Annotated in this window: 27 protein-coding genes; 25 read left to right on the top strand and 2 right to left on the bottom strand. The window is 40.6% G+C overall.

The window, feature by feature from the left end; genetic code table 11:
* Position 1: 1 nt before the first annotated feature.
* The gene (locus tag MTT09_RS01175) at positions 2–994 is read left to right on the top strand and encodes an iron-sulfur cluster assembly scaffold protein NifU (RefSeq protein WP_004318029.1); all 993 of its coding nucleotides are present in this window, start codon (positions 2–4) and stop codon (positions 992–994) included.
* A 77-nt stretch (positions 995–1071) separates the two neighbouring features.
* Here the strand turns inward: MTT09_RS01175 and miaA are convergent, their stop codons facing one another.
* Positions 1072–1962: a tRNA (adenosine(37)-N6)-dimethylallyltransferase MiaA gene (gene miaA / locus MTT09_RS01170; RefSeq protein WP_429802060.1), complete on the bottom strand. Its 891-nt coding sequence runs from the start codon at positions 1960–1962 to the stop codon at positions 1072–1074.
* A gap of 2 nt (positions 1963–1964) precedes the next feature.
* Positions 1965–3179 (bottom strand): NAD(P)/FAD-dependent oxidoreductase, encoded by a 1215-nt coding sequence (locus MTT09_RS01165; protein WP_429802058.1) that lies wholly within the window; start codon positions 3177–3179, stop codon positions 1965–1967.
* Positions 3180–3282: 103 nt separating this feature from the next.
* Between MTT09_RS01165 and mqnP the strand changes: the two genes are divergently transcribed.
* From mqnP to MTT09_RS01045, 24 genes are all read left to right on the top strand, one after another.
* Complete coding sequence (gene mqnP, locus MTT09_RS01160) at positions 3283–4143, top strand: menaquinone biosynthesis prenyltransferase MqnP (RefSeq protein WP_021085628.1); 861 nt, start codon at positions 3283–3285, stop codon at positions 4141–4143.
* Positions 4140–4661: a hypothetical protein gene (locus MTT09_RS01155; protein ID WP_103645846.1), complete on the top strand. Its 522-nt coding sequence runs from the start codon at positions 4140–4142 to the stop codon at positions 4659–4661. Before mqnP ends, MTT09_RS01155 begins: the two co-directional genes overlap by 4 nt.
* A gap of 9 nt (positions 4662–4670) precedes the next feature.
* Positions 4671–5177, top strand: coding sequence for a DUF6115 domain-containing protein (locus MTT09_RS01150; protein ID WP_004318037.1), 507 nt, complete (start codon positions 4671–4673; stop codon positions 5175–5177).
* A gap of 134 nt (positions 5178–5311) precedes the next feature.
* Positions 5312–6280 carry a GTP 3',8-cyclase MoaA gene (gene moaA / locus MTT09_RS01145; protein ID WP_012001065.1) on the top strand — a complete coding sequence of 323 codons (969 nt, stop codon included), beginning with the start codon at positions 5312–5314 and terminating at the stop codon, positions 6278–6280.
* Entirely contained in the window at positions 6280–7035 is a 756-nt protein-coding gene (locus MTT09_RS01140; RefSeq protein ID WP_429802056.1) for a 7-carboxy-7-deazaguanine synthase QueE, read from the top strand. Before moaA ends, MTT09_RS01140 begins: the two co-directional genes overlap by 1 nt.
* Entirely contained in the window at positions 7035–7616 is a 582-nt protein-coding gene (locus MTT09_RS01135; protein ID WP_429802054.1) for a 6-pyruvoyl trahydropterin synthase family protein, read from the top strand. The genes MTT09_RS01140 and MTT09_RS01135 overlap by 1 nt, the downstream gene beginning before the upstream one ends.
* Positions 7616–7819, top strand: a complete 204-nt coding sequence (locus MTT09_RS01130) for a hypothetical protein (protein ID WP_429802052.1) — start codon at positions 7616–7618, stop codon at positions 7817–7819. The genes MTT09_RS01135 and MTT09_RS01130 overlap by 1 nt, the downstream gene beginning before the upstream one ends.
* On the top strand, positions 7816–8217 hold the full coding sequence (locus MTT09_RS01125; protein WP_429802050.1) for a hypothetical protein: 402 nt from the start codon (positions 7816–7818) through the stop codon (positions 8215–8217). Before MTT09_RS01130 ends, MTT09_RS01125 begins: the two co-directional genes overlap by 4 nt.
* Positions 8218–8874: a 16S rRNA (uracil(1498)-N(3))-methyltransferase gene (locus MTT09_RS01120; protein WP_429802048.1), complete on the top strand. Its 657-nt coding sequence runs from the start codon at positions 8218–8220 to the stop codon at positions 8872–8874.
* Positions 8875–8955: 81 nt separating this feature from the next.
* Positions 8956–9156, top strand: a complete 201-nt coding sequence (gene rpmE, locus MTT09_RS01115) for a 50S ribosomal protein L31 (RefSeq protein WP_021089480.1) — start codon at positions 8956–8958, stop codon at positions 9154–9156.
* A 3-nt stretch (positions 9157–9159) separates the two neighbouring features.
* Positions 9160–9975, top strand: coding sequence for a 16S rRNA (cytidine(1402)-2'-O)-methyltransferase (gene rsmI / locus MTT09_RS01110; RefSeq protein WP_429802046.1), 816 nt, complete (start codon positions 9160–9162; stop codon positions 9973–9975).
* 102 nt (positions 9976–10077) lie between these two features.
* Positions 10078–10758, top strand: coding sequence for a 23S rRNA (guanosine(2251)-2'-O)-methyltransferase RlmB (rlmB, locus tag MTT09_RS01105; RefSeq protein WP_012001059.1), 681 nt, complete (start codon positions 10078–10080; stop codon positions 10756–10758).
* Positions 10751–11692, top strand: coding sequence for a phosphatidylglycerophosphate synthase (locus tag MTT09_RS01100; protein WP_429802044.1), 942 nt, complete (start codon positions 10751–10753; stop codon positions 11690–11692). Before rlmB ends, MTT09_RS01100 begins: the two co-directional genes overlap by 8 nt.
* A complete protein-coding gene (locus MTT09_RS01095) occupies positions 11686–12468 on the top strand; it encodes a hypothetical protein (RefSeq protein WP_429802042.1) in 783 nt (260 codons plus the stop codon). The genes MTT09_RS01100 and MTT09_RS01095 overlap by 7 nt, the downstream gene beginning before the upstream one ends.
* A 9-nt stretch (positions 12469–12477) precedes the next feature.
* Positions 12478–13686 carry an LL-diaminopimelate aminotransferase gene (locus MTT09_RS01090; RefSeq protein ID WP_103605192.1) on the top strand — a complete coding sequence of 403 codons (1209 nt, stop codon included), beginning with the start codon at positions 12478–12480 and terminating at the stop codon, positions 13684–13686.
* Positions 13683–14945: a homoserine dehydrogenase gene (locus MTT09_RS01085; protein WP_429802040.1), complete on the top strand. Its 1263-nt coding sequence runs from the start codon at positions 13683–13685 to the stop codon at positions 14943–14945. Before MTT09_RS01090 ends, MTT09_RS01085 begins: the two co-directional genes overlap by 4 nt.
* A gap of 1 nt (position 14946) precedes the next feature.
* Positions 14947–15288 carry a YraN family protein gene (locus MTT09_RS01080; RefSeq protein ID WP_004317970.1) on the top strand — a complete coding sequence of 114 codons (342 nt, stop codon included), beginning with the start codon at positions 14947–14949 and terminating at the stop codon, positions 15286–15288.
* A gap of 73 nt (positions 15289–15361) precedes the next feature.
* Positions 15362–15676, top strand: coding sequence for a thioredoxin (gene trxA, locus MTT09_RS01075; protein WP_021092602.1), 315 nt, complete (start codon positions 15362–15364; stop codon positions 15674–15676).
* Complete coding sequence (locus tag MTT09_RS01070; RefSeq protein ID WP_429802038.1) at positions 15676–16122, top strand: hypothetical protein; 447 nt, start codon at positions 15676–15678, stop codon at positions 16120–16122. Before trxA ends, MTT09_RS01070 begins: the two co-directional genes overlap by 1 nt.
* Before the next feature lie 9 nt (positions 16123–16131).
* On the top strand, positions 16132–17070 hold the full coding sequence (locus MTT09_RS01065) for an NAD(P)/FAD-dependent oxidoreductase (protein WP_009295038.1): 939 nt from the start codon (positions 16132–16134) through the stop codon (positions 17068–17070).
* A 276-nt stretch (positions 17071–17346) separates the two neighbouring features.
* Positions 17347–18117 carry a 4-hydroxy-tetrahydrodipicolinate reductase gene (gene dapB / locus MTT09_RS01060; protein WP_103617337.1) on the top strand — a complete coding sequence of 257 codons (771 nt, stop codon included), beginning with the start codon at positions 17347–17349 and terminating at the stop codon, positions 18115–18117.
* A gap of 269 nt (positions 18118–18386) precedes the next feature.
* Positions 18387–19724, top strand: a complete 1338-nt coding sequence (gene purF / locus MTT09_RS01055; protein ID WP_103568745.1) for an amidophosphoribosyltransferase — start codon at positions 18387–18389, stop codon at positions 19722–19724.
* Positions 19721–20383 (top strand): hypothetical protein, encoded by a 663-nt coding sequence (locus MTT09_RS01050; protein ID WP_429802035.1) that lies wholly within the window; start codon positions 19721–19723, stop codon positions 20381–20383. The genes purF and MTT09_RS01050 overlap by 4 nt, the downstream gene beginning before the upstream one ends.
* Before the next feature lie 116 nt (positions 20384–20499).
* Positions 20500–21162 carry a hypothetical protein gene (locus MTT09_RS01045; protein WP_429802033.1) on the top strand — a complete coding sequence of 221 codons (663 nt, stop codon included), beginning with the start codon at positions 20500–20502 and terminating at the stop codon, positions 21160–21162.
* Positions 21163–21210 lie beyond the last annotated feature (48 nt).

Below are 21210 nucleotides of genomic sequence, written 5' to 3'. Positions count from 1 at the left end.
CATGGCAAAAAATAACTTAATCGGCGGCTCTATCTGGGATGAATACTCAAAGGTAGTGCAAGATAGGATGAATAATCCTAAATTCATGGGCGAACTCACCGAAGAGGACGCCAAAAAAGCAAACGCAAAACTCATCATCGCTGACTTTGGCGCAGAGAGCTGCGGCGACGCGGTCAGGCTTTACTGGCTCGTTGATGAGAAAACTGACAAGATAATAGACGCTAAATTTAAAAGCTTTGGCTGTGGTACTGCGATAGCTAGCTCTGATACAATGGCTGAGCTTTGCATCGGCAAAACGGTCGATGAAGCGGTTAAGATAACAAATTTAGATGTCGAAAGAGCTATGCGCGACAACCCAGACACACCAGCTGTGCCACCTCAAAAGATGCACTGCTCAGTTATGGCGTATGACGTTATCAAGGCAGCTGCTGCAAGCTACAAGGGCATAGACCCAGAGCACTTTGAAGATGAGATCATCGTTTGCGAGTGCGCTAGAGTGAGCCTTGGCACGATCAAAGAGGTGATAAGACTAAACGACCTTCACACGGTTGAGGAGATCACGCAATACACCAAAGCAGGCGCATTTTGTAAATCATGCGTTAGACCTGGCGGACACGAGAAAAAAGACTACTATTTGGTTGATATCTTACGTGATACTAGGGCTGAGATGGAGCAAGAGAGGCTAGAAGCTCAAGCAAATGCTCAAGCAAACAACACGCTTAGCGACGTTAGCTTTGAGAGCATGACGATGGTTGGCCAGCTAAAAGCGATCGAGTCGATCATCGATAAAGAGATCCGCCCTATGCTTATGATGGATGGCGGAAATTTAGAGATCATAGACATTAGAAACGATAACGGCGAAAATATCGACGTTTATATCCGCTATCTTGGCGCTTGCTCAGGCTGTTCAAGCGGCTCGACTGGCACGCTTTATGCGATAGAAAATGTCTTACAAGAGAGTCTAAGCCCAAAAATCAGGGTCATGCCTATATAAATTTATCGAACGGCTTCTTTTGGAGCTGTTCGCCCCCCCCCTTGCTAAATTAAATTTACCACCTAGATAATTTAAATTTAACCAAGCTCAAATTTTGCCTTTAAAAATTTCAAAATTTCACTTCTAGTCTGCGTCAAATCGCCCACAAATTTCTTCTCAAACTGCGATCGGTTAAAGGTTCGCTGACGCTTAGCAAGCTGGGCTGTGTGCGTGGCGATGAGCGTTTCTAGCTCATTTTTTGAAATTTCACCCTCCAAAAACTGCTTGCACTCTTTTAGACCTATTGATTTTAAAGGCTTTGGCTCGCTTTTATACTTGCCAAATAAAAACTTCGCCTCATCTATCAAGCCCTCATCTAGCATATTTCTTGTTCGCTTTGCGATGCGAGCCCTAAGCTCCTCTTTGTCCCACAAAATTTCAAATATCGCAAGCTCTTTTATGACGCTCTCTTTGGTATTTTGCTTTAGCCAGATGCTTGGGATTTGGCCGCTAAATTTATAAATTTGATACCATTTTTCGAGGCGATAAGAATCGTTTTGGCTAAATTTGCCTGCGAACTCAGGGTCGTTTTGTAAAGCTAGCTCGTAAATTTCCTCGTTGCTTAAATTTATCTCGCATTTTGGCACATCTGGCGCAAGACCGCTAAGCATCGCCTTTAGATAAAAGCCACTGCCTCCCGTGATGATGAGTGGGCACTTTTGTGAGCGCGCAAATTCCTTTGCATTTTTATAAATTTCAAAAAACGCCCCAACGCTAAATTCCTCATCAGGGTAAATTTCATCCACTCCAAAGTGCCTCACAGCCCCCAGCTGCCAGGGCTTTGGCTTTGCACTGGCGATATCTATCTCTTTATAAAGTGCGAGTGAGTCAAGGCTTAAGATGACGCCATTAAATTCCTTTGCTAGCTCAAAGGCTAGATCGCTCTTGCCGCTTGCTGTGGTGCCAATTAGTGCTAGCTCGCCAAACAAGCTTAGCCCTCGTAAAATGAGCTAAAAAGTAAAATTTCATCACTTTGCTCGTTGCTTTTGCCATCTTTTATAAGATCAGCCAAAACGCCTGCAAAGTGCGGTGCAAAGCTTAGTTCGTTTAGCCCGTACGCTTGGTTATAGAGTAAATTTTGATATGTCTCGTCGCGTCCGATCGCTGGCTTGTCGTTTGAGCTAAGAAGGACGAAATTTGCCCTAAAACTAGGCTCTTTTAGCTCGCTTATGCCAAGGTGTCTTTTTAGCTCGTTTAAAAATGCGTTGATCTTTTCTGTTTTTACAAGCGTATCGATCGCGCCCACTTGTAAATTTGTGATGATCGTGACGCCATTTTTGGTTGGATAAATTTTAGCAAACATATCATTTAAAATGATCGGTTTTTTAGGGATCTGACCCTCGCTTAGCACAAGATCGATCGTGTAAAATTTAGCCAAGATGGCGCTTAAATTTGTCCCAAGCTCGCTTGAAAGCTCCAAATTTCTACTAGCCACGACAAAGCTATCAGCCTCGTATTCGCCAGCACTGCCAACAGCCTTTTGCACGGCTTGCCCCTGCGTTTTTAGCTCATAAATTTCATCGTTTATAAACTGCGCTCCAAGCTCGTTTAGCTCGCTAACAAGCGCCTTTTTTAGCTCTCCAGCGTCGATGCTTGCGTTTTTAGCTAAATTTAGCGCCCCTTTTATATTTTTATTTATCAGGCCAAAATTTGCTAGCTCACTATCCACGCTTAAAATTTCTTGCTCGCTATCAGCGACCTTCATTTCATCAAGCCTTTTTTTAAAGCTCTCATCCTCGCTAAAAATGAGATAAACGCCACTCTCATCAAAATTTATCTGCGGATATTTTTCGTTTAGCTCTTTTAAAATTTCAAAGCTCTTTTGTCCAAATTTTTTAAACAAAATTCTCATCTTTTTGTCGTGAGCCTTTGTTGATTTAAGCGTGAAATTCGCCATCCAAGCTCTAAAGTTTTCATTTAGGCAAAGCGATATATCAAGCTCGCTTTTTTTACTAACAAGCCCCATAAACGAGCTAGATATCGCTCCATCTCTTGCGAGCGCTGGGGTGTTAAATGGGGTTAAAATTCCGCTCTCAAACTCATCTTTTTGGCTACTAATAACTAAAATTTCTTCACCCTTTTTAGCTAGCCCAAGCGCCGTAAATAACGCACTAAAACCATCTCCGATAATCGCTATTTTACTCATCATAACCCTTCATTTTAAATTACTCTCGCAATGATAATATAAATTTAGATTTAAAGCAAAATGGTGTAAAATCAGACACTTTTTAAAAAACATGGAAATTTATATGATCAAAAAGCTAAAAGATATCGCAGAACTCATCGTTTTTAAGCACTCGGTTTTTGCCCTGCCATTTATCTTTGTGGCGATGATAGTTGCAAGCAAGATAGAAAATGGCTCGGCTTGGTTTGGCTTTAAACTGCTTATTTTAGGCACTCTTTGCGCGGTTAGCGCTAGAAATTTCGCCATGGCGTTTAACAGATACCAAGACGAGGACATCGACAAGCTAAACCCACGCACCGCAAGCCGTCCAAGCGTAGATGGGCGTATCGGCAAGGGCAATATGCAGCTTTTTATCGCAGCAAACGCGTTTATATTTATCATCTGCGCTTATTTTGTAAATTCGCTCGCATTTTGGCTAAGCTTCCCCATACTTGCCGTGCTTGGCGGATACTCGCTATTTAAGAGATTTAGCGAGCTAGCACACTTAGTACTTGGCCTTAGTCTTGGACTTGCTCCTATCGCTGGCGTGGTCGCAGTGAGCGCTGCTATACCGCTTTGGAGCGTGCTACTTTGCCTTGGTGTGACATTTTGGGTGGCTGGATTTGACCTGCTCTACTCGCTTCAAGATATTAAATTTGACCAAGAGAACAAGCTCTTTAGCATACCAGCGATATATGGCGACAAGGCGACACTATTTTTATCAGCTATTTTTCACGCCTTAGCTTTTATACTATGGCTACTTTTTGCTTGGGCGGCTGGGCTTGGAGCGATGGCATTTTTTGGCATTGTGGTAAGTGGCGTGATATTATTTTTCGAGCATAGGATCGTAAGGCGCGACTTTAGCAAGATAGATCGGGCGTTTTTTACGCTAAATGGCTACTTGGGAATTTTATTTTTCATCTTTGTTTGGATAAGTGTATTATGAGCGAAGTAAGGCTTTTTAAAGCACCTCTTAGCATGGTTTATGAGCGTGATAGCTCGGGAGATGAGAAATTTTTAAGAGAATTTAACTCTATCTTGCCAGGCGACGAAGATGCGCTTGGAGCGTGGCTAAAACGAGCCAAATCACGCGGCGAGACCAAAGAGAGCGACCAAGTCTTGCTAACGCTTGTCATCGAGCTTCATAGAAAGATCGACGCGCTTAGTGATTATATAAAAAATGAGCACAAGCAATACTTGCCACTAAAAGAGAGCGCAGATATCGATGAGATCGGCTTTACGCATATAAAAATAAGCGAAGATAAATTTAAAAAAGATGAAATTTACTACGCAAGGATCGCGATGCCTATCTTTCCTAAGAGAAATTTGAGCCTTTATCTAAGGGCGCAGGATGAGAGGCTAGCAAAGATAGAGAACATGCACGAAGAGGATGAGGCCGACTGGAACGCTTACGTGACGGCTAGAGAGCGTGTGATGATAAGAGAGCTTAGAGCGAATTCGTAAAGGAAAAATATGGAAATTTACATTTTTTTAGGTTTTGGCATCGTTTTAGCGATAATAATAGCTTTGATATTTATAAAAGATAGCGAGACAAATAAGAAATTTACAAGATATGAGCGTGCCATAGAGAGCGCCATACAAGAAAACTATAATCTCAAAAAGCAGCTAGCCGCACTGGCGAGCTTTAAGCCTGATGATGACGAGCAGCTAAAAGACGTGAAAGATGAGCTAAAAGAGCAGATAAACGAGCAGATCAATGAAAAAATCGTGCCGATAATCCGCGCTATAAAGAGCATCGAGCGAGTGATAGACGACTTTGCAAACGAGCAAAAAGATAGGATGTTTAACCTTGAGGAGCGAACAAGAGATATCAATAAAATCGCCCCAAGTGTTATAAATGAAGAAGAGCAGATCCTAAAGATGTTTAAAGATGGCAAAAGCGCAGCCATGATCGCTAAAGATCTTCACGTGGGTATGGGGCGAGTTGAATTTGTGCTTAAATTTCATAAATTAGCCTAAATTTGGGCTAATTTTAAAAGACAAAACTACTCTTAAACTACAAAAATTAGCTTAAATTTTTATTTAAATTTAAATCTTTTAACATATAATTGAAAATTAAAAAAGCTCTAACCAAGCTTAAAAAAAGGTGCTTTATGCTAATAGATAAATATGGTCGGGTTGTTGATTATTTAAGAATTTCTGTGACGCAGCGTTGCAATTTTAGATGTAGATATTGCATGCCTACGACGCCATTTAGTTGGACGCCAAAAGAAAATTTACTGACATTTGAAGAGCTATTTTTATTTGTAAAAGTAGCTATCGACGAGGGTGTGAAAAAGATCAGGATCACAGGCGGCGAGCCACTCGTGCGCAAGGATCTGGACGTCTTTATAAAGATGATAAGCGATTATAAGCCAGACATCGATCTAGCGCTTACGACAAATGGCTTTATGCTGCCACACTTTGCCAAAAGACTAAAGGACGCTGGTCTAAAGCGCATAAATATGTCGCTTGATACGCTAAATGAGCAAAAGGCTAAATTTATCGCTCAAAAGAGCGTCTTACACGAGGTTTTAGCTGGCTTTGAGGCAGCACTTGACGCTGGACTAAAGGTAAAGATAAACACAGTCGCGCTAAAAGGCTTTAACGACGATGAACTAGTAAATTTGCTTGAGTTTGCTAAATTTAGAAATTCTCAGATCAGATTTATCGAATATATGGAAAATTCGCACGCCAAAGAGGATCTAAAAGGGCTAAAAAGCGATGAAATTTTAAAGATCATCTCGCAAAAATATAACGTCACAAAAGATGAAAAATTGCCAAACGCACCTGCGTCTATTTATAGGCTTGATGACGGCTATAAATTTGGCATCATAGACCCTCACAAACACGACTTTTGCGAGAGCTGCAACCGCATTAGGCTAAGCGCTGAGGGGCTTTTGATACCTTGCCTTTATTTTGAAGATGCGCTAAGTATCAAAAAAGCAGTTGCAAATGGCGACATCGTCGCAGCAAGCGAGATCTTAAGGCAAGTACTTGCTAACAAGCCAAAAGAGAACAAATGGGCTCTAGGAGCTGAAAATGAAACCTCTTCAAGGGCTTTTTACCAAACTGGTGGTTGATGAGCAAAGAGCTAGAATTAGTTGAGGCATTTTTAAGCATCCAAGGCGAGGGCGCTTATCAGGGTAGGCTCGCTGTGTTTTTACGCTTTTTGGGCTGCAACCTAAACTGCTCTGGCTTTGGCGTAAAGACAAGGTCTTTAAAAACAGGTGAAGAGCTTTTGGGATGCGATAGCATAAGAGCCGTTTTTAAGGGACATTTTCACCACAAAAGATATAGCACAGATGAAATTTTAAGCCTAGTTGATGGGCTTTGTAAAGGCTTAGAGCAAAAGCCTATCATCGTTTTAACTGGCGGCGAGCCACTCATCTGGCATCAAAATGAAAATTTCATAAATTTGGTAAGAAATTTGCTTATAAACTACGAGGTGCATTTTGAGACAAATGGCACGATCTTGGTTGATTTTGATAAATTTGAAATTTATAAAAACTGCCATTTTGCACTTGGGGTAAAGCTAGCAAATAGCGGAGTTAGCGAGCAAAAACGCATAAATTTAGATGCCATTTTAGCTATCAAAGATAACGCTAAAAGCAGCTTTTTAAAATTTGTCCTCTCGCACTTTGATAAAAGCGAGCTGGAGGAAATTTTATATATAAAAAATAGAGTAAATTTGCCAGTTTGGTGCATGGCGATGGGTGCAAATGAGGACGAGCTAAGCAAAAATGCTCTAAAAACAGCGCAGTTTGCCATAAAGCATGGATTTAACTACTCAGAGCGTATCCACATCAGGCTTTGGAGCGATAAAGAGGGTGTTTGATGATTATTAGAAAACTTTTTAGATTTGAAAATGCGCATATCGTGAGATTTTGTAGCTCAAAGCGCTGCAGGACGAGCATCCACGGCCACAGCTACGTAGCGGAAATTTTACTTAGCTCAAATTTCTTAGACAACGCTGGCATGGTCTATGACTTTGGACTGATGAAGCAAAACATAAAAACGATCATAGATAGCTTTGACCATGCTACGACCATATATTCAGGCGATAGTGACGAATACAAAAACGACCTTAAAAAGCACTCTGCAAGGTGGATCGAGATCCCGCTAAATCCCAGTGCAGAGCAGTTTTGCCGTATATTTTTTGTCATGATAGAGCGGCTACTTGAACTTAGCGTGATGAGTAATGGCGAGCGCGAAGTGAAGCTTCATAGCGTCATCGTCCATGAAACCGACACTGGTTATGCGCAGTGCTTCAAAGAGGACGCTATAAACCCGCAAATGGGCGAGATAAGGCTTAGTGATATCAAATTTTCAGAGGCCATTATAGACGAGTGGGAAGATAAAAATTTGCTTGAAAAGATGATAAATAAGATAAAAATAGAAAATCCAAAGGACGTTTAATGAAAAAATTTATAACCTCTTTTTTGCTTATAGCTGGCGTATTTTTGGGATGTGAAGATAAAGAAGAGGCAAAAAGTGACGTTAGTGAGCCAGTCCCAAGTGATGTTACGATAGCTCAGCCTGATGCGAATGTAACTATCGATGAGCAGTTGCCACCTGAGCCAGTCGTAGAAGAAAACGAGCCTCCTAAAGATAAGAAATGAACGAACACTTAAGCTCGCTTTATGCTTATACTTTGCCATTTCACGTGACATTTTTTTACGCACTTCTTGCCTTGGCGGTGCTTTATCTAGCGCTTACTCAGCTTGGAGTGAGGAGTAAAAACTACGTGCTTCGCATAAGGTATTTTTTGCCTATTTATCATATGCTACTTAGCTTTTTGGTGCTAACTGGGCTTATTTTGTGGGCATATTATAGCTATGAGCCAAAATTTAACGCCATAAAAATGCTTCTTGTCTTGATAGCTTTGATCGCACTTAGCGCCGTTGGATATAAAAGACTAAAAAGATACGCCATTGCTGGCGAGCTAGAGAAATTTAAAAAATTTGCCCTTGTTAAAGGCATTTGTGACATTATTTTGATCATCATTGCAGGGATTTAGATGAAATTTTTATATGATAAAAACGCTGGCGATGAGCGCCTAAAAATAGTAAATGAGGCATTTTTGCACCTAAAAGCTAGAAGGGTTGAAGCAGGAGAGCGCATAAGTGTTAGAAATTTATGCGACGGCAAAGAGTATATCTATGAGATCGATGAGATAGAGCGCAGAAGTGCAAATTTAAGCCTTGTTTTTGCCAGCCTAAACTGCGAGCATAAATTTGACTTTACCATCGCTTGGGCGGTCGTTGATCCAAAGACGATCGAAAAGGCACTGCCATTTTTAAATGAGCTTGGCGTTGGCAAGATCGCCTTTGTATATACTAAATTTTCTCAGGCAAATTTCAAGATCGATCTTGAAAAGCTAAACTACATAAATGCGCTTTCATGCGAGCAGTGCGGACGAACGTCGCTAATGGAATTTGAAATTTACAAAAATTTAGACGAGCTAATGAGCGTTTATAAAAATGTCTCGGCCATAAATTTTGGCGGTAAAAATTTAAATGAAAAAAGAGATGATGAAATTTTGATAATTGGTCCAGAGGGCGGATTTAGCGAGGATGAGACGGCTAAATTTAAAAATATCTACGGGCTAAATACAAAAAATATCCTAAGATCACAGACCGCAGTCATATCTGTGGCGGCAAAATTTCTTGCCTAATTTATTTGATTTTTAGATTAGTTTTTATATAATCAGCAACTTTTAAGGTAACAAATAGCCCAAAATAATAAAGGAAAGATGATGAAAAAAGAGATCCATCCAGAGTATGTAGAATGCACCGTAACTTGCGCGTGTGGCAACACTTTTAAGACAAAGTCAAACAAAAGCGAAATCAGAATTGACATTTGCGACAAGTGCCACCCATTTTTCACAGGCAGCGAAAAGATAGTTGATAGCGCTGGCCGTGTTGAGAAATTTAAGAAAAAATACGCTCAAAAATAAGCCTTGCTCTACTTTGTTCCTACTCCAATAGGAAATTTAGAAGATATCTCGCTTCGCGCGATCAAAATTTTGCGTGAATGCGAGATAGCTATCTGCGAAGATACAAGAGTTTGCAAAAGCCTTGTAAATCTGCTAAACGAACGCTTTGACGCAAACATAAACATCTCAAATTTTATCCCGTTTCACACCCACAACGAAGATGAATTTTTTGCAAATTTAAGTGAAGAAATTTTGAGCAAAAATATTGCTTACATGAGCGATGCTGGCATGCCAGGTATAAGCGATCCAGGCGTTAGCCTAGTAAGATACGCTCAAAAAAATGATATCAAATACGAAATTTTAAGCGGAGCAAACGCTGCACTTTTAAGTGTAGTCGCAAGCGGACTTTGCGATAAAGAGTTTGTTTTTTTAGGATTTTTACCAAATACTGGCAGAGAGAGAGCTCTAGCCATACAAAATGCTCTAAATTTAGCCTATCCAGCCGTCATCTACGAAAGCCCAAAACGCATCTTAAATTTGATAGAAAACATCGCAAATTTAGAACCAGAAAGAGAAATCTTTGCCATAAAAGAGGCCACCAAAAAATTTGAGACTAAATTTAAGGGTGCAGCCAAAAATTTAGCCCAAATTTTAGAAAAGGCAAATTTAAACGGCGAGTGGGCAGTAGTCATCTCAAAAAGTGAGAATATAGCCACTCAAAACATCACAAAAGATGAGATCATCTCGCTTGACATCGCCCCAAAAGCAAAGGCAAAACTGCTTAGCAAAATAACTGGCAAGGACGTCAAAAAGATCTACGACGAGCTCATAAAAGCATAAAAATTTAAAAGCTCAAATTTTGCTAAAAAGTTTCAAAAATTCACTCAAATTTAGAAGCAAAATAAGTTAAATTTTACTTGACTTTAGCTACCATAAGCAACCATGATAATATACGGAAAACAGCTATTTTTACATATTTTGAACAAGCGCCCGCAGATCCTAGAAGAGATCTATCTCTCAAAAGAGTGTGATAAAAAACTCTTTTCTAAAATTTGTGGCACTGGCAAGAAGATCATCCGCGTGGATAATCAAAAAGCTCAGTCGATGGCGCATGGCGGCAACCATCAAGGCTTTTTAGCAAGCGTTAGCGAGTTTGAGTTTTCAGACTTTAGCGAGCTAAAAAAGCTAAATTTCATCGCCGTGCTTTATGGCATAAGTGATGTCGGAAACATCGGCGCCATCGCTAGAAGTGCCTATGCTCTAGGCTGCGAAGGACTTGTCATCGTTACAAAAAGTGTAAATATGCAAGGTGTTTTAAGGTCAAGTAGCGGTGCTGCTTACGAGATACCAATAGCGATCTTTGAAGACGGACTTAGCCTGCTAAACGAGCTAAAACAGTGTGGTTTTAGGCTCTACGCGACGGCAAGCAACGGCAAAAATATAAAAGAGATGAAATTTGCTGGCAAAAGGGCTTTGGTGATGGGCTCAGAGGGCGAAGGCATACCGCAAAAAGCTCTAGCAAAGTGCGATGAGTGCGTCGGTATCAAGCTAAAAGATGGCTGGGACTCCCTAAATGTAAGTGCAGCTTTTGCGATAATTTGTGATAGGATGATAGATGAATGAATTAGAAAATTTAAAAGAGATAGGCATAAAGGAAATTTCGCGTAAGACGCACATTGAACCCACATTTTTACAATACATTTTTGATAAAAATTTTGAAAAATTATCACGCTTAAACATGAGAGGCTACGCCAAAATTTTACAGCGTGAGTACGGCGTCGATCTTAGCGAACTTCTCGCTGAATACGACGCATTTATGCAAGAAAACATGCCTGATGAGAGCAAAAAAACAAAAGTTAGCCCAAAAATTTCTTCTTACACACCTGAAGATGTCTCGATCCAAAGGCAAAGTAGCGGTGGTGGGGCTGGATTTTTCTTCTGGATCATCATTTTAGCTATCATCGCTGGCGGCGCTTACTACTTTGACGCTTACAAATACGTCCAAAATTTCATAGCAAGCTTAAATGAAGACAACACAAGCGTGAGCTACTCGCAATCAAGCATCGTAAATGAAGTGAAGAAAAACATAATCGACACAAACGTAACGATCTCTCAAAACGCTCCAAAGATCGATGCAAACGCTTCAAGCGTGAAAATTTCAGCTCCAGCTGAGCAAAACGTGACTGTAAGTCCTGCTAGTGTTGATCAAAATGCCCTAAAACCTAGTATGGCAGCCCAACCAGATCCAAAAGTAGAGCAAAACGTGACAAAGCCACTAAATGAAGCGATCATCACACCAAAACAACGCGTTTGGATAGGCATCATCAATCTTGAAAATGGACAAAAAACATCAAGCGACACAAGCAAAAGTGTCAATATAAATTTAGACCAAAGACAGCTAGTCGTTTGCGGAAATGGCAACATCGAGCTTAAGATCGGCGATAAAGTGACAAAGTATAACCCAAGCCGTCCAGCTAGATTTTTAGTAGAAAATGGCGATATGAAATTTTTAACTTATGACGAGTTTGTCGAGATGAATAAGGGCAAATCTTGGTAAAAAAACTAGCCATATTTCTTCTTTTTAGCGTTTTTTCATACGCTTTTGATCTAAATAGCAGTGCAAATGCACTAAGCAACGGAAAAGATCTGCAAATTTCTTTAGAAAATTTAGACACTAACGGCTCGCTAAACGTTGGCGAGCTAGTCTCAAGGCTAAAGCAAAGCTCAAACTACGATGCTCTCTCTTTTAGCTCAAATAGCTTAAATTTAAAATTTATAAGCACGCAAAAAGCCCCCTCAGCACTATTTGTAAAATCGATAAATTTAGCTCTTGAAGATGCAAATATAAGCGTCGCAAGGGTAAATTCTCTAAAAAATGGCAGTGAAATTTCTTATGGGATTTTAGCTCTAAAAAGTGGCGGCATAGATCCAAATTTACTAAATTTCACGCTTAGTAAAAGTGGCTTTAAGATCATGGGATTTGATAGGCTTGATGGAAATTTAGCGCTTTATTTGGATGCTAAGAATATGATCCTTGATGCGTCAAAAGTAAATTTTAACGAAGAGACCCCACTTGTAAAGAGTGGTGGCGTCTATATCGTCGACGTGGCAGGTGCAAGCAGCCTAAATATCATCTCAAACGAGCCAAACAAATGGGTGCCACTTGTTAGAATTTATGATAAAAATTTAAACCAAATCGATCTAAAAAGAGAAAACGAGATAAAAACTAACTACACCATAAATTTATCTAATGACGCAAAATACGCGTTAATTAGCGATAATAACGACATAACTAACATTAAAAACGAGATAATTATCAAGCTTATAAAATAGGAGCAAACAGTGTTTGATGAGATAAGATTTAATACAATTGAGCGTTTGCCAAACTACGTTTTTGCCGAAGTAAATGCTATAAAAATGGCAGCACGCAGAGCTGGCGAGGACATCATCGACTTTTCTATGGGCAACCCAGAAGGCAGAACACCGCAGCACATCGTCGATAAACTATGCGAAAGCGCGCAAAAAGACAAGACCCACGGCTACTCAGCCAGTGCTGGAATTTACAAGCTCCGCCTTGCCATTTGCAACTGGTATAAGCGCAAATACGGCGTAAATTTAGACCCAGAAACTGAAGCAGTAGCCACAATGGGCAGCAAAGAGGGCTTTGTGCATCTTGCTCAAGCCGTGATAAACCCAGGCGATGTGGCTATCGTGCCTGATCCTGCATATCCGATACACACGCAAGCGTTTTTATTTGCTGGCGGAAGTGTCGCAAAGATGCCGCTTCACTACAATGATAAATTTGAGCTAGATGAGAATAAATTTTTTGAAAACTTAATCCAGACGATACACGCAAGCTCGCCAAAGCCAAAATATGTGGTCGTAAATTTCCCCCACAATCCAACGACCGTGACCGTGCAAAAGAGCTTTTACGAGCGCCTTGTAAGCATCGCAAAGCAAGAGAGATTTTACATCATCTCAGATATCGCCTACGCTGATCTTACCTTTGATGGCTACAAAACTCCAAGCATTTTTGAAGTAGATGGCGCAAAAGATGTCGCAGTCGAGTGCTACACTCTTTCAAAAAGCTACAACATGGCTGGCTGGAGAGTTGGCTTCATGTGCGGAAACAAGAGGCTTTGCGCCGCACTTAAAAAGATAAAATCATGGGTTGATTACGGCATGTTTACGCCTATTCAAGTCTCTGCCACAGTCGCACTTGACGGCGATCAAAGCTGCGTTGAAGAGATACGCCAAATTTATGAAAAAAGAAGAGATGTGATGATAGAGGCCTTTGCTCAGGCTGGTTGGGAGCTTAAAAAGCCAAATGCTAGCATGTTTATCTGGGCGAAACTTCCACCAAAGGTTAGCCACCTAGGCAGCCTTGAGTTTTCAAAGCAGCTTCTTACAAAGGCTTCAGTTGCTGTTAGTCCGGGCATTGGTTTTGGCGAGGGCGGAAACGACTATGTGCGCTTAGCTCTTATCGAAAACGAAAACAGGATAAGACAAGCAGCAAGAAATATAAAAAAATATTTGAAAGAATTTGAATGAATGTAGCGATATTAGGCGTTGGAACCGTTGGTGAGTCGGTTGCAAAAATTTTACTAAAAAACAAAAAGCTAATCGCAGCAAGATGTGGCGAAGAGATAGTGCCAGTCGTTGGAGTGGTCAGAAATTTAAATAAAAAAAGAGACGCTGGCATCCCTTTGACTGATGATATAAATAGCGTCATAAACCGCGATGATATCGACGTTTTTGTCGAGCTTATGGGCGGTGTTGAAGAGCCTTTTAGAGTGGTGAGCGAAATTTTAAAGCGTAAAAAAGCGGTCGTCACTGCAAACAAGGCGCTTCTTGCCTATCACAGATATGCTTTGCAAAATTTAGCCAAAAACACGCCATTTGGCTTTGAAGCAAGCGTGGCTGGTGGCATACCGATCATTAGAGCCTTAAGAGAAGGGCTTAGCGCCAACCACATCTTAAGCATAAATGGCATACTAAATGGCACCAGCAACTACATCCTAACCTCGATGATGAATGAGGGCTCAAATTTCAAAGACGCACTTAAAAAGGCGCAAGAGCTTGGATACGCTGAGGCCGATCCTACTTTTGACGTGGGCGGCTTTGATACGGCTCACAAGCTTCTCATCCTTGCTAGCATCGCATACGGCGTGCACGGCGATCCAGAAGACATCTTGATCGAGGGGATACAAGGCATCACGCCAGAGGATATATTTTTCGCAAAAGATTTTGAATACTCAATAAAACTTCTAGCCATCGCCAAAAAAAGCGAGGGCAAGGTCGAACTACGCGTGCATCCAGCGCTTGTACCACAAAATAAAATGATAGCAAAGGCAAGTGGCGTAACAAATGCGATCAGCGTCGTTGGCGAGGTCGTTGGCGAGACTATGTACTATGGCCCAGGAGCTGGCGGAGACGCGACAGCAAGTGCGGTAATTAGCGATCTCATCGATATCGCAAGAGATAGCAAGTCGCCGATGCTTGGATACAAAGCGCCATTTGAGCTAAACGCCTTAGAGCTACTAGACCGCGACAGGATAAAGACGAAATACTACTTTAGGCTAAAAGTCGAAGACAAAATGGGCGTGCTAGCAAAGATAACAAATTTAATGAGCGAAAACAACCTTTCAATCGACAGCTTGCTGCAAAAGCCAAAAGATGAGAGCGAGTATGCCGTGCTATTTTTCACGACGCACACGAGCTTGGAGGCCGATGCGAAGCGAACGATGGAGCTTTTAAAAGAGCAAGAGTATATAAAAGAAGAGCCATTTATGATGAGGATCGAGGAGTAGCTTGGGGCTAAAAGAATACCTCTTTGGTAAGAGCTCCGAAGATAGGGCTTGCGAGTTTTTGCGTAAGCTTGGTTTTGTCATTTTAGAGAGAAATTTTCACTCTAAATTTGGCGAGATCGACATCATCGCACTAAGTAGCGATAAAATTTTACATTTTATTGAAGTAAAAGCAACTAGCGGAGGGTACGAAGCGGAGTATAGGCTAAACAAGGCAAAATATATGAAAATTTTAAAAACAATAAATTTTTATATGATGAAAAATGAGCCAAACAGAGACTATCAGCTTGATCTGCTAGTTGTAAAAAATGAAAATTTTGAGCTGATAGAAAATATTAGTTTATAATAAAATTTATTATTTAGCTAAAATTTAAATTTGATTTTGTATAATTGCCACATCTTGAAAATAAGGAGAACAAATGGGAAAATACATCGAACTCACAAAAGAAAATTTTGATGTAACAAAAGAAGGCGTTGCTCTAGTAGATTTCTGGGCTCCATGGTGCGGACCTTGCCGTATGCTAGCTCCAGTGATCGAAGAGCTTGCTGAAGACTTTGAGGGCAAAGCGAAAATTTGCAAGGTAAATACTGATGAAGTACAAGATCTTGCGGTTGAGTTTGGCATCAGATCGATCCCAACATTGCTATTTTTCAAAAATGGCGAGCTAGTTGAGCAAATGGTCGGTGCGCAGTCAAAACAAGCCCTAACTGACAAACTAAATTCGCTTCTTTAATGAGCGAAAAAAGAAGAGGAAGTCTGCTTCCTCTTACCTATATATTTGGTTCATTTTTTGGTGCAGCTATGATAGCAGCTGCATTTGCGTATAGCAACTATCGTTTTTCACAATATAAATTTGTTGATTTTGAGAAGCTAGTTTTTTACGAAAAAAGCGAAATTTTCACTCCAAAAGAGCCAAAATACACGCTTTTAATCTTCAGTTCAAATCAATCAAAATTAGACGAAATTTTACCAACCAAAAATGAAACAGTTGTGGCGATCGATATCTTTCAAAAAAGATATGAGTCAAACTCAACACTAAAATACATAAGCTCAGATATAAATACAGTCCTAGAGCTTATGCGAAATTTAAGCATCACGAAGCTTCCTAGCAGTGTTGAGATAGTTCATCAAAGGGGCGAAATTTACAAACAAAATTCGTCCATAAATGTTTTAGAATAAAGGAAATTTATGCTTGATTTAGCGATCATCGGAGGCGGTCCAGCAGGACTAAGCGCCGGACTTTACGCCACTAGAGGCGGATTAAAAAATGTTGTAATGTTTGAAAAAGGCGAGCCTGGCGGTCAGATCACCTCTAGCTCAGAGATAGAAAACTACCCAGGTCAAAAAGCACCTGGCGAAAGCGGCTTTGACTTTATGAGCACTTGGTGGAAGCAGTGCAGTGCATTTGGATTAGTTCATAAGTGGGCAAATGTCGTTGGCGTTAGAAAAAATAGTGACGGCAGCTTTGAAATTTTACTTGAGGGCGGCAAGAGCGAGCAGGCAAAGGCTGTCATCGTAGCGACTGGCTCAACCCCAAGACGTGCTGGCTTTAAAGGCGAGGACGAGTTCTTTGGCAAAGGCGTTAGCACATGCGCAACATGCGATGGCTTCTTTTACAAAAACAAAGAAGTAGCCGTTCTTGGCGGTGGCGACACAGCTGTTGAAGAGGCACTTTATCTAGCAAATATCTGCTCAAAAGTTTATCTAGTGCATAGACGTGATGAATTTAGAGCGGCACCAACTACGGTTGAAAAAGCTAGAAAAAATGAGAAGATCGAGTTTATAACAAGTGCGACTGTAAAAGAGGCGCTTGGCGATAAAATGGGCCTAACAAAGATCGTGCTTGATACTAAAAATGGCGAGCGCGTGCTTGATGTGCCGGGCATTTTCACATTTGTCGGACTAAATGTAAATAACGAAATTTTAAAAGATGAAAACGGTAAATTTATCTGCGAAATGGCTGATGGCGGACAGGTAAAGACTAACCTTAAGATGCAAACTAGCCTAAAAGGGTTATTTGTAGCAGGCGACATCAGAGAGGACGCTCCAAAGCAAGTCATCGTAGCAGCAGGTGATGGCGCAGTGGCTGCACTTAGCGCTATGAGCTACATAGAAAGCTTGCATTAATACTCAAATTTAGCCAAATTTTTGGCTAAATTTCTCTTTCAAAATAAACCATTTTTAGCAAAATTTATTTTCAAAAATTGTATTAATAAAATAACTCTAAACATAGCGAGTCGTCTTTTTTGCACAAAATAGGCAAAGGTAGGTGCGTCTAATAATTAGCAAAATGATAATTTTTAATTAAATTCTAGCCACAAGCAGCTCTTTTCAAAAGCCGTTTCGTAATCTCTATATAATAAATTTTATGTTAAATTTCAACCAAAATTCAAAGGATAAATTTTGGTAAAAATAGGACTTTACGGCGCTAGCGGCAAGATGGCTCAAAGTATCATCTCTTGTTTAAAAGATGAGAAAAATGCGCTTTTAAGTGTTGCGTTTAGCCAAAAAAACGAGGTTGAAAATTTAAGTAGCGAGCTTTTAACAAATGACTTTGCTAAATTTTTTGAAGCGTGCGATGTCATCATCGACTTTAGCCAAAAAGAGGCGACGGTGGCGCTACTAAACTACGCTAGGACCAACCCAAAACCACTAGTTATCGGCACGACTGGGCTAAATGACGACGAGAAAAACTTGCTTCAACTTGCATCAGCAGCTATGCCAATACTCTACGCAACAAATATGAGCCTAGGCGTAGCAGTGTTAAACCGCATAGCAAGGATAGCTTCAAAAGTTTTAAGAGAATTTGACATAGAGATCGTCGAGCAACACCACAGACATAAAAAGGATGCTCCAAGCGGCACTGCGATGACTTTAGCAGGATGTGTGGCAGAAGCAAGGGATCTAAATTTAAAAGATGTCTTAGTAACTGGGCGAGCTGGCATGGTGGGTGCAAGAAGCAAAGACGAGATCGCAGTTATGGCACTTCGTGGTGGCGACGTGGTCGGTCGTCACACGGTTGGCTTTTACAATGACGGCGAATTTATCGAGCTAAACCACACCGCAACTAGCAGAGCAACCTTTTCAAAAGGTGCGATCAAGGCTGCCATCTGGCTAAAAGATCAAGGCAGCGGTCTTTACTCAATAGATGATAGTTTGGGGCTTGATGATTAAATTTAGTCTTGATGACGCGCAGAGCTACAAGCTAGAATTTGGCGATAAATTCTACCTGCCAAAGCGCGAAAAGCGCCAAAATTTAAGAGCTGACGAGTTTGATTTGAGATGATGAAATTTAGTTTTAGCGTATTTGGATTATTATAAATGGTGCAAATAACGGTGAATGTGCCAGCAATTAGACAACAAGTCACTTACAAAAAGTGCTTAGCGTTGGCTATGAAATGTAACTGCAAAGATGAAATTTAAAAGATGAAAAAGGATAAAAGATGTGTGCGATAGTTGGTATCATAAATTCTAAGGATGCGGCGAAAACGGCGTATTATGCGCTATTTTCTATGCAACACCGCGGTCAAGAGGCAAGTGGCATCAGCGTCTGTAACGACGGCGAGATCTCCACTCACAAGGGCAACGGCCTAGTCACTGAGGTATTTAACGAGGAGGTTTTGAGCTCTCTAAAAGGCGACATGGCGATCGGTCACAACCGCTACGCAACAGCTGGCAAAAACTCAGGCCGTGACGCCCAGCCAATAGCCGCCAACTACGCCCTAGGTCAAATCTCGATCGTTCACAACGGAAATTTGGTCAATAAAGACGAGGTTAGAGACGAGCTCATCAAAGATGGCGCGATATTTCAGACAAATATGGACACAGAAAACATCATCCACCTCATCGCAAGAAACCACGACGAACACCTACAAGATCGCATCATCGCAGCACTTGATAAGATAAAAGGCGCTTACTGCCTGCTCGTGCAGTCACGTCACAAGACCTTTGCCATAAGAGACCGCTGGGGCGTTAGGCCACTAAGCCTTGGTAGGCTAAAAGATGGCGGATACATCGTAGCTAGCGAGACTTGTGCGTTTGATCTTGTGGGAGCGACATTTATAAGAGATGTTAGACCTGGCGAGATGATAGTTTTTGAGCATGGCAAGAGCGAGTTTCAAAGCTTGCAAATCTTCGAGCCAGAGCCTAGAGTTTGCGCCTTTGAGTACATCTATTTTGCGCGCCCAGATAGCGTTATAGAGGGCAAAAGCGTCTATGAAGTGAGAAAAAAGATGGGCGAGGTGCTAGCTAGAAAGAGCAAGGTAAAGGCTGACTTTGTCGTGCCCGTGCCAGATAGTGGCGTGCCAGCAGCACTTGGATACGCAAACGAGAGCAAAATTCCATTTGAGCTAGCCATCACCAGAAACCACTATGTGGGCAGGACATTTATCGAGCCAAGCCAAGAGATGAGAAATTTAAAGGTCAAGCTAAAACTTAATCCAATGTCAAGCGTACTAGCTGGTAAAAGCATCGTCGTGATCGATGATAGCATCGTTCGAGGCACCACTTCTAAGAAGGTGGTCGATCTCTTAAGACACGCAGGGGCGAAAGAAATTCACTTCAGAGTTGCGTGCCCTGAGCTCAAGTATCCTGAGCGATACGGCATCGACACACCAAGCTTTGAGGAGCTAATAAGCGCCAAAAAAAGCGTCGAAGAGGTCAGAGAGTATATCGGAGCTGACAGTTTGGAGTTTTTGAGCATCGATGAGCTTAAAGAGAGTATCGGCAACGAGAGAAAATACTCGCTTGTAAGCTTTGATGGTGATTACTTCATAAAATGAGAAATTTAGTAGTTTTGCTGCTTGGGGTGCTCTTTTTTGCGGGCTGCTCGCAAAATACGCCTAGCAAAAAGGATGAAATTTCTATCATGGTGAGCTACTTTGAGCTAAATGGCAAAAAGCAGCAACTACTCATAAAAAGCATGCCAAGCTTAGCTGATAAAAATGCCAGCGTGCCATTTTTTGGTATGGTAAATTTTCTTGATCAAAACAAAACGACAAGTGCTTATTCTCTAGTAAATGGCGTTATAAACGTCATTGAAGCAGATAGTGCCTTTATAAATTTAAACAAAACTAGTGACGTTTTAGCTCTTAAAAAATCTAGCGAGATAAGGTTTTACGAGATAAGGCCTGATGTGATTGAGAGTGTTAAATTTAGATCACAAAATGGCGTTTGCGCTGAGTTTTTAGCTCAAAAGCCAGTTTTTGTAAATGCGAGCACCAACTACTACTTAAGAGATGATAGCTTTTTTGCAAGTTTAATTGATGCAAAATTTGTTTATAAAAAGGGCGCAAAGATACTAAAAAAGGAGTTTGCTTATAGCATCTTAGAGCCCAAAATCCTAGAAGAAGCTAAAGAATTTACACAAAAACCAAACCAGCTTTTCTTAAACGATATGCAAAAGCTTGGCAGACTGCTTGACATACTCTGCACATTTTAGCAGACACTTACACACTAAAATTTATACTTTTTCATGAGTCTGCACCCTTTTAAAATTTATTTTAAGTACGGGGGGGGGGGTAGAATGCCTTTTTAAATCAAAAAGGAGATATCAAGATGAAAAAGCAAATTTTAGCTTCAGTCTTAGCCAGCGTGTTGGCCACAAGTAGCGTATATGCTTGGGGCTTTGGAGGAAGTAGTAAAGAGAAACCAAATTATGATTATAGTGGGGAGAAAGAGCTAATGTCATTAAGTTCTTTCTCGGACAAAGATCTGCGAATTGATGATGCAAAATATTGGTGCCTTGATCAGGGCAATGATCTGGGTTGCATTTGGCTAGACAAACTAGAAGCTTTAGCTAGTAAAGACATTAAGAAAGTAACAAATTTTTATGAAAAAACAGTACCAGAATATTGTTATGACAAAAAATTCGCTCCAGCTTGCAATATACCAGCTCTTGATTTGATAAAATGGAAAATAGTTTATTTTGCAAAGAAAGATGGAGATACTAAATCTATTTATTCTGACTATGCAAAAGCACTTTCTGAGTCAAAAGCAGATGTAAAAATGCTTGAATATGGTTGCAATGAACTAAAAAGTGCCTATATATGTAGGGATCTACGTGACATGTATAAAAACTTAGGCGATAGAGAAAAGACTAAAGAATATAACGATAAAATGAAAAATGGTGATGAAAAGTGGAATTCTGTTCTTTATGACTATCAGCACATGAGATATATAAATAGTAATAACTCTGCATGGTGTCTTTTAGAAGATTAACTATTTAAATATGCGGGATAAATTCCTGCATATTTTTTTAAAAATATC

Origin of the sequence: Campylobacter concisus (assembly GCF_050447505.1) — a bacterium.
In the GTDB taxonomy this organism is placed as follows: domain Bacteria; phylum Campylobacterota; class Campylobacteria; order Campylobacterales; family Campylobacteraceae; genus Campylobacter_A; species Campylobacter_A concisus_BP.
The sequence above is the reverse complement of the archived record's forward strand: the minus strand, read 5'-3'. Positions and strand labels throughout refer to the sequence as shown.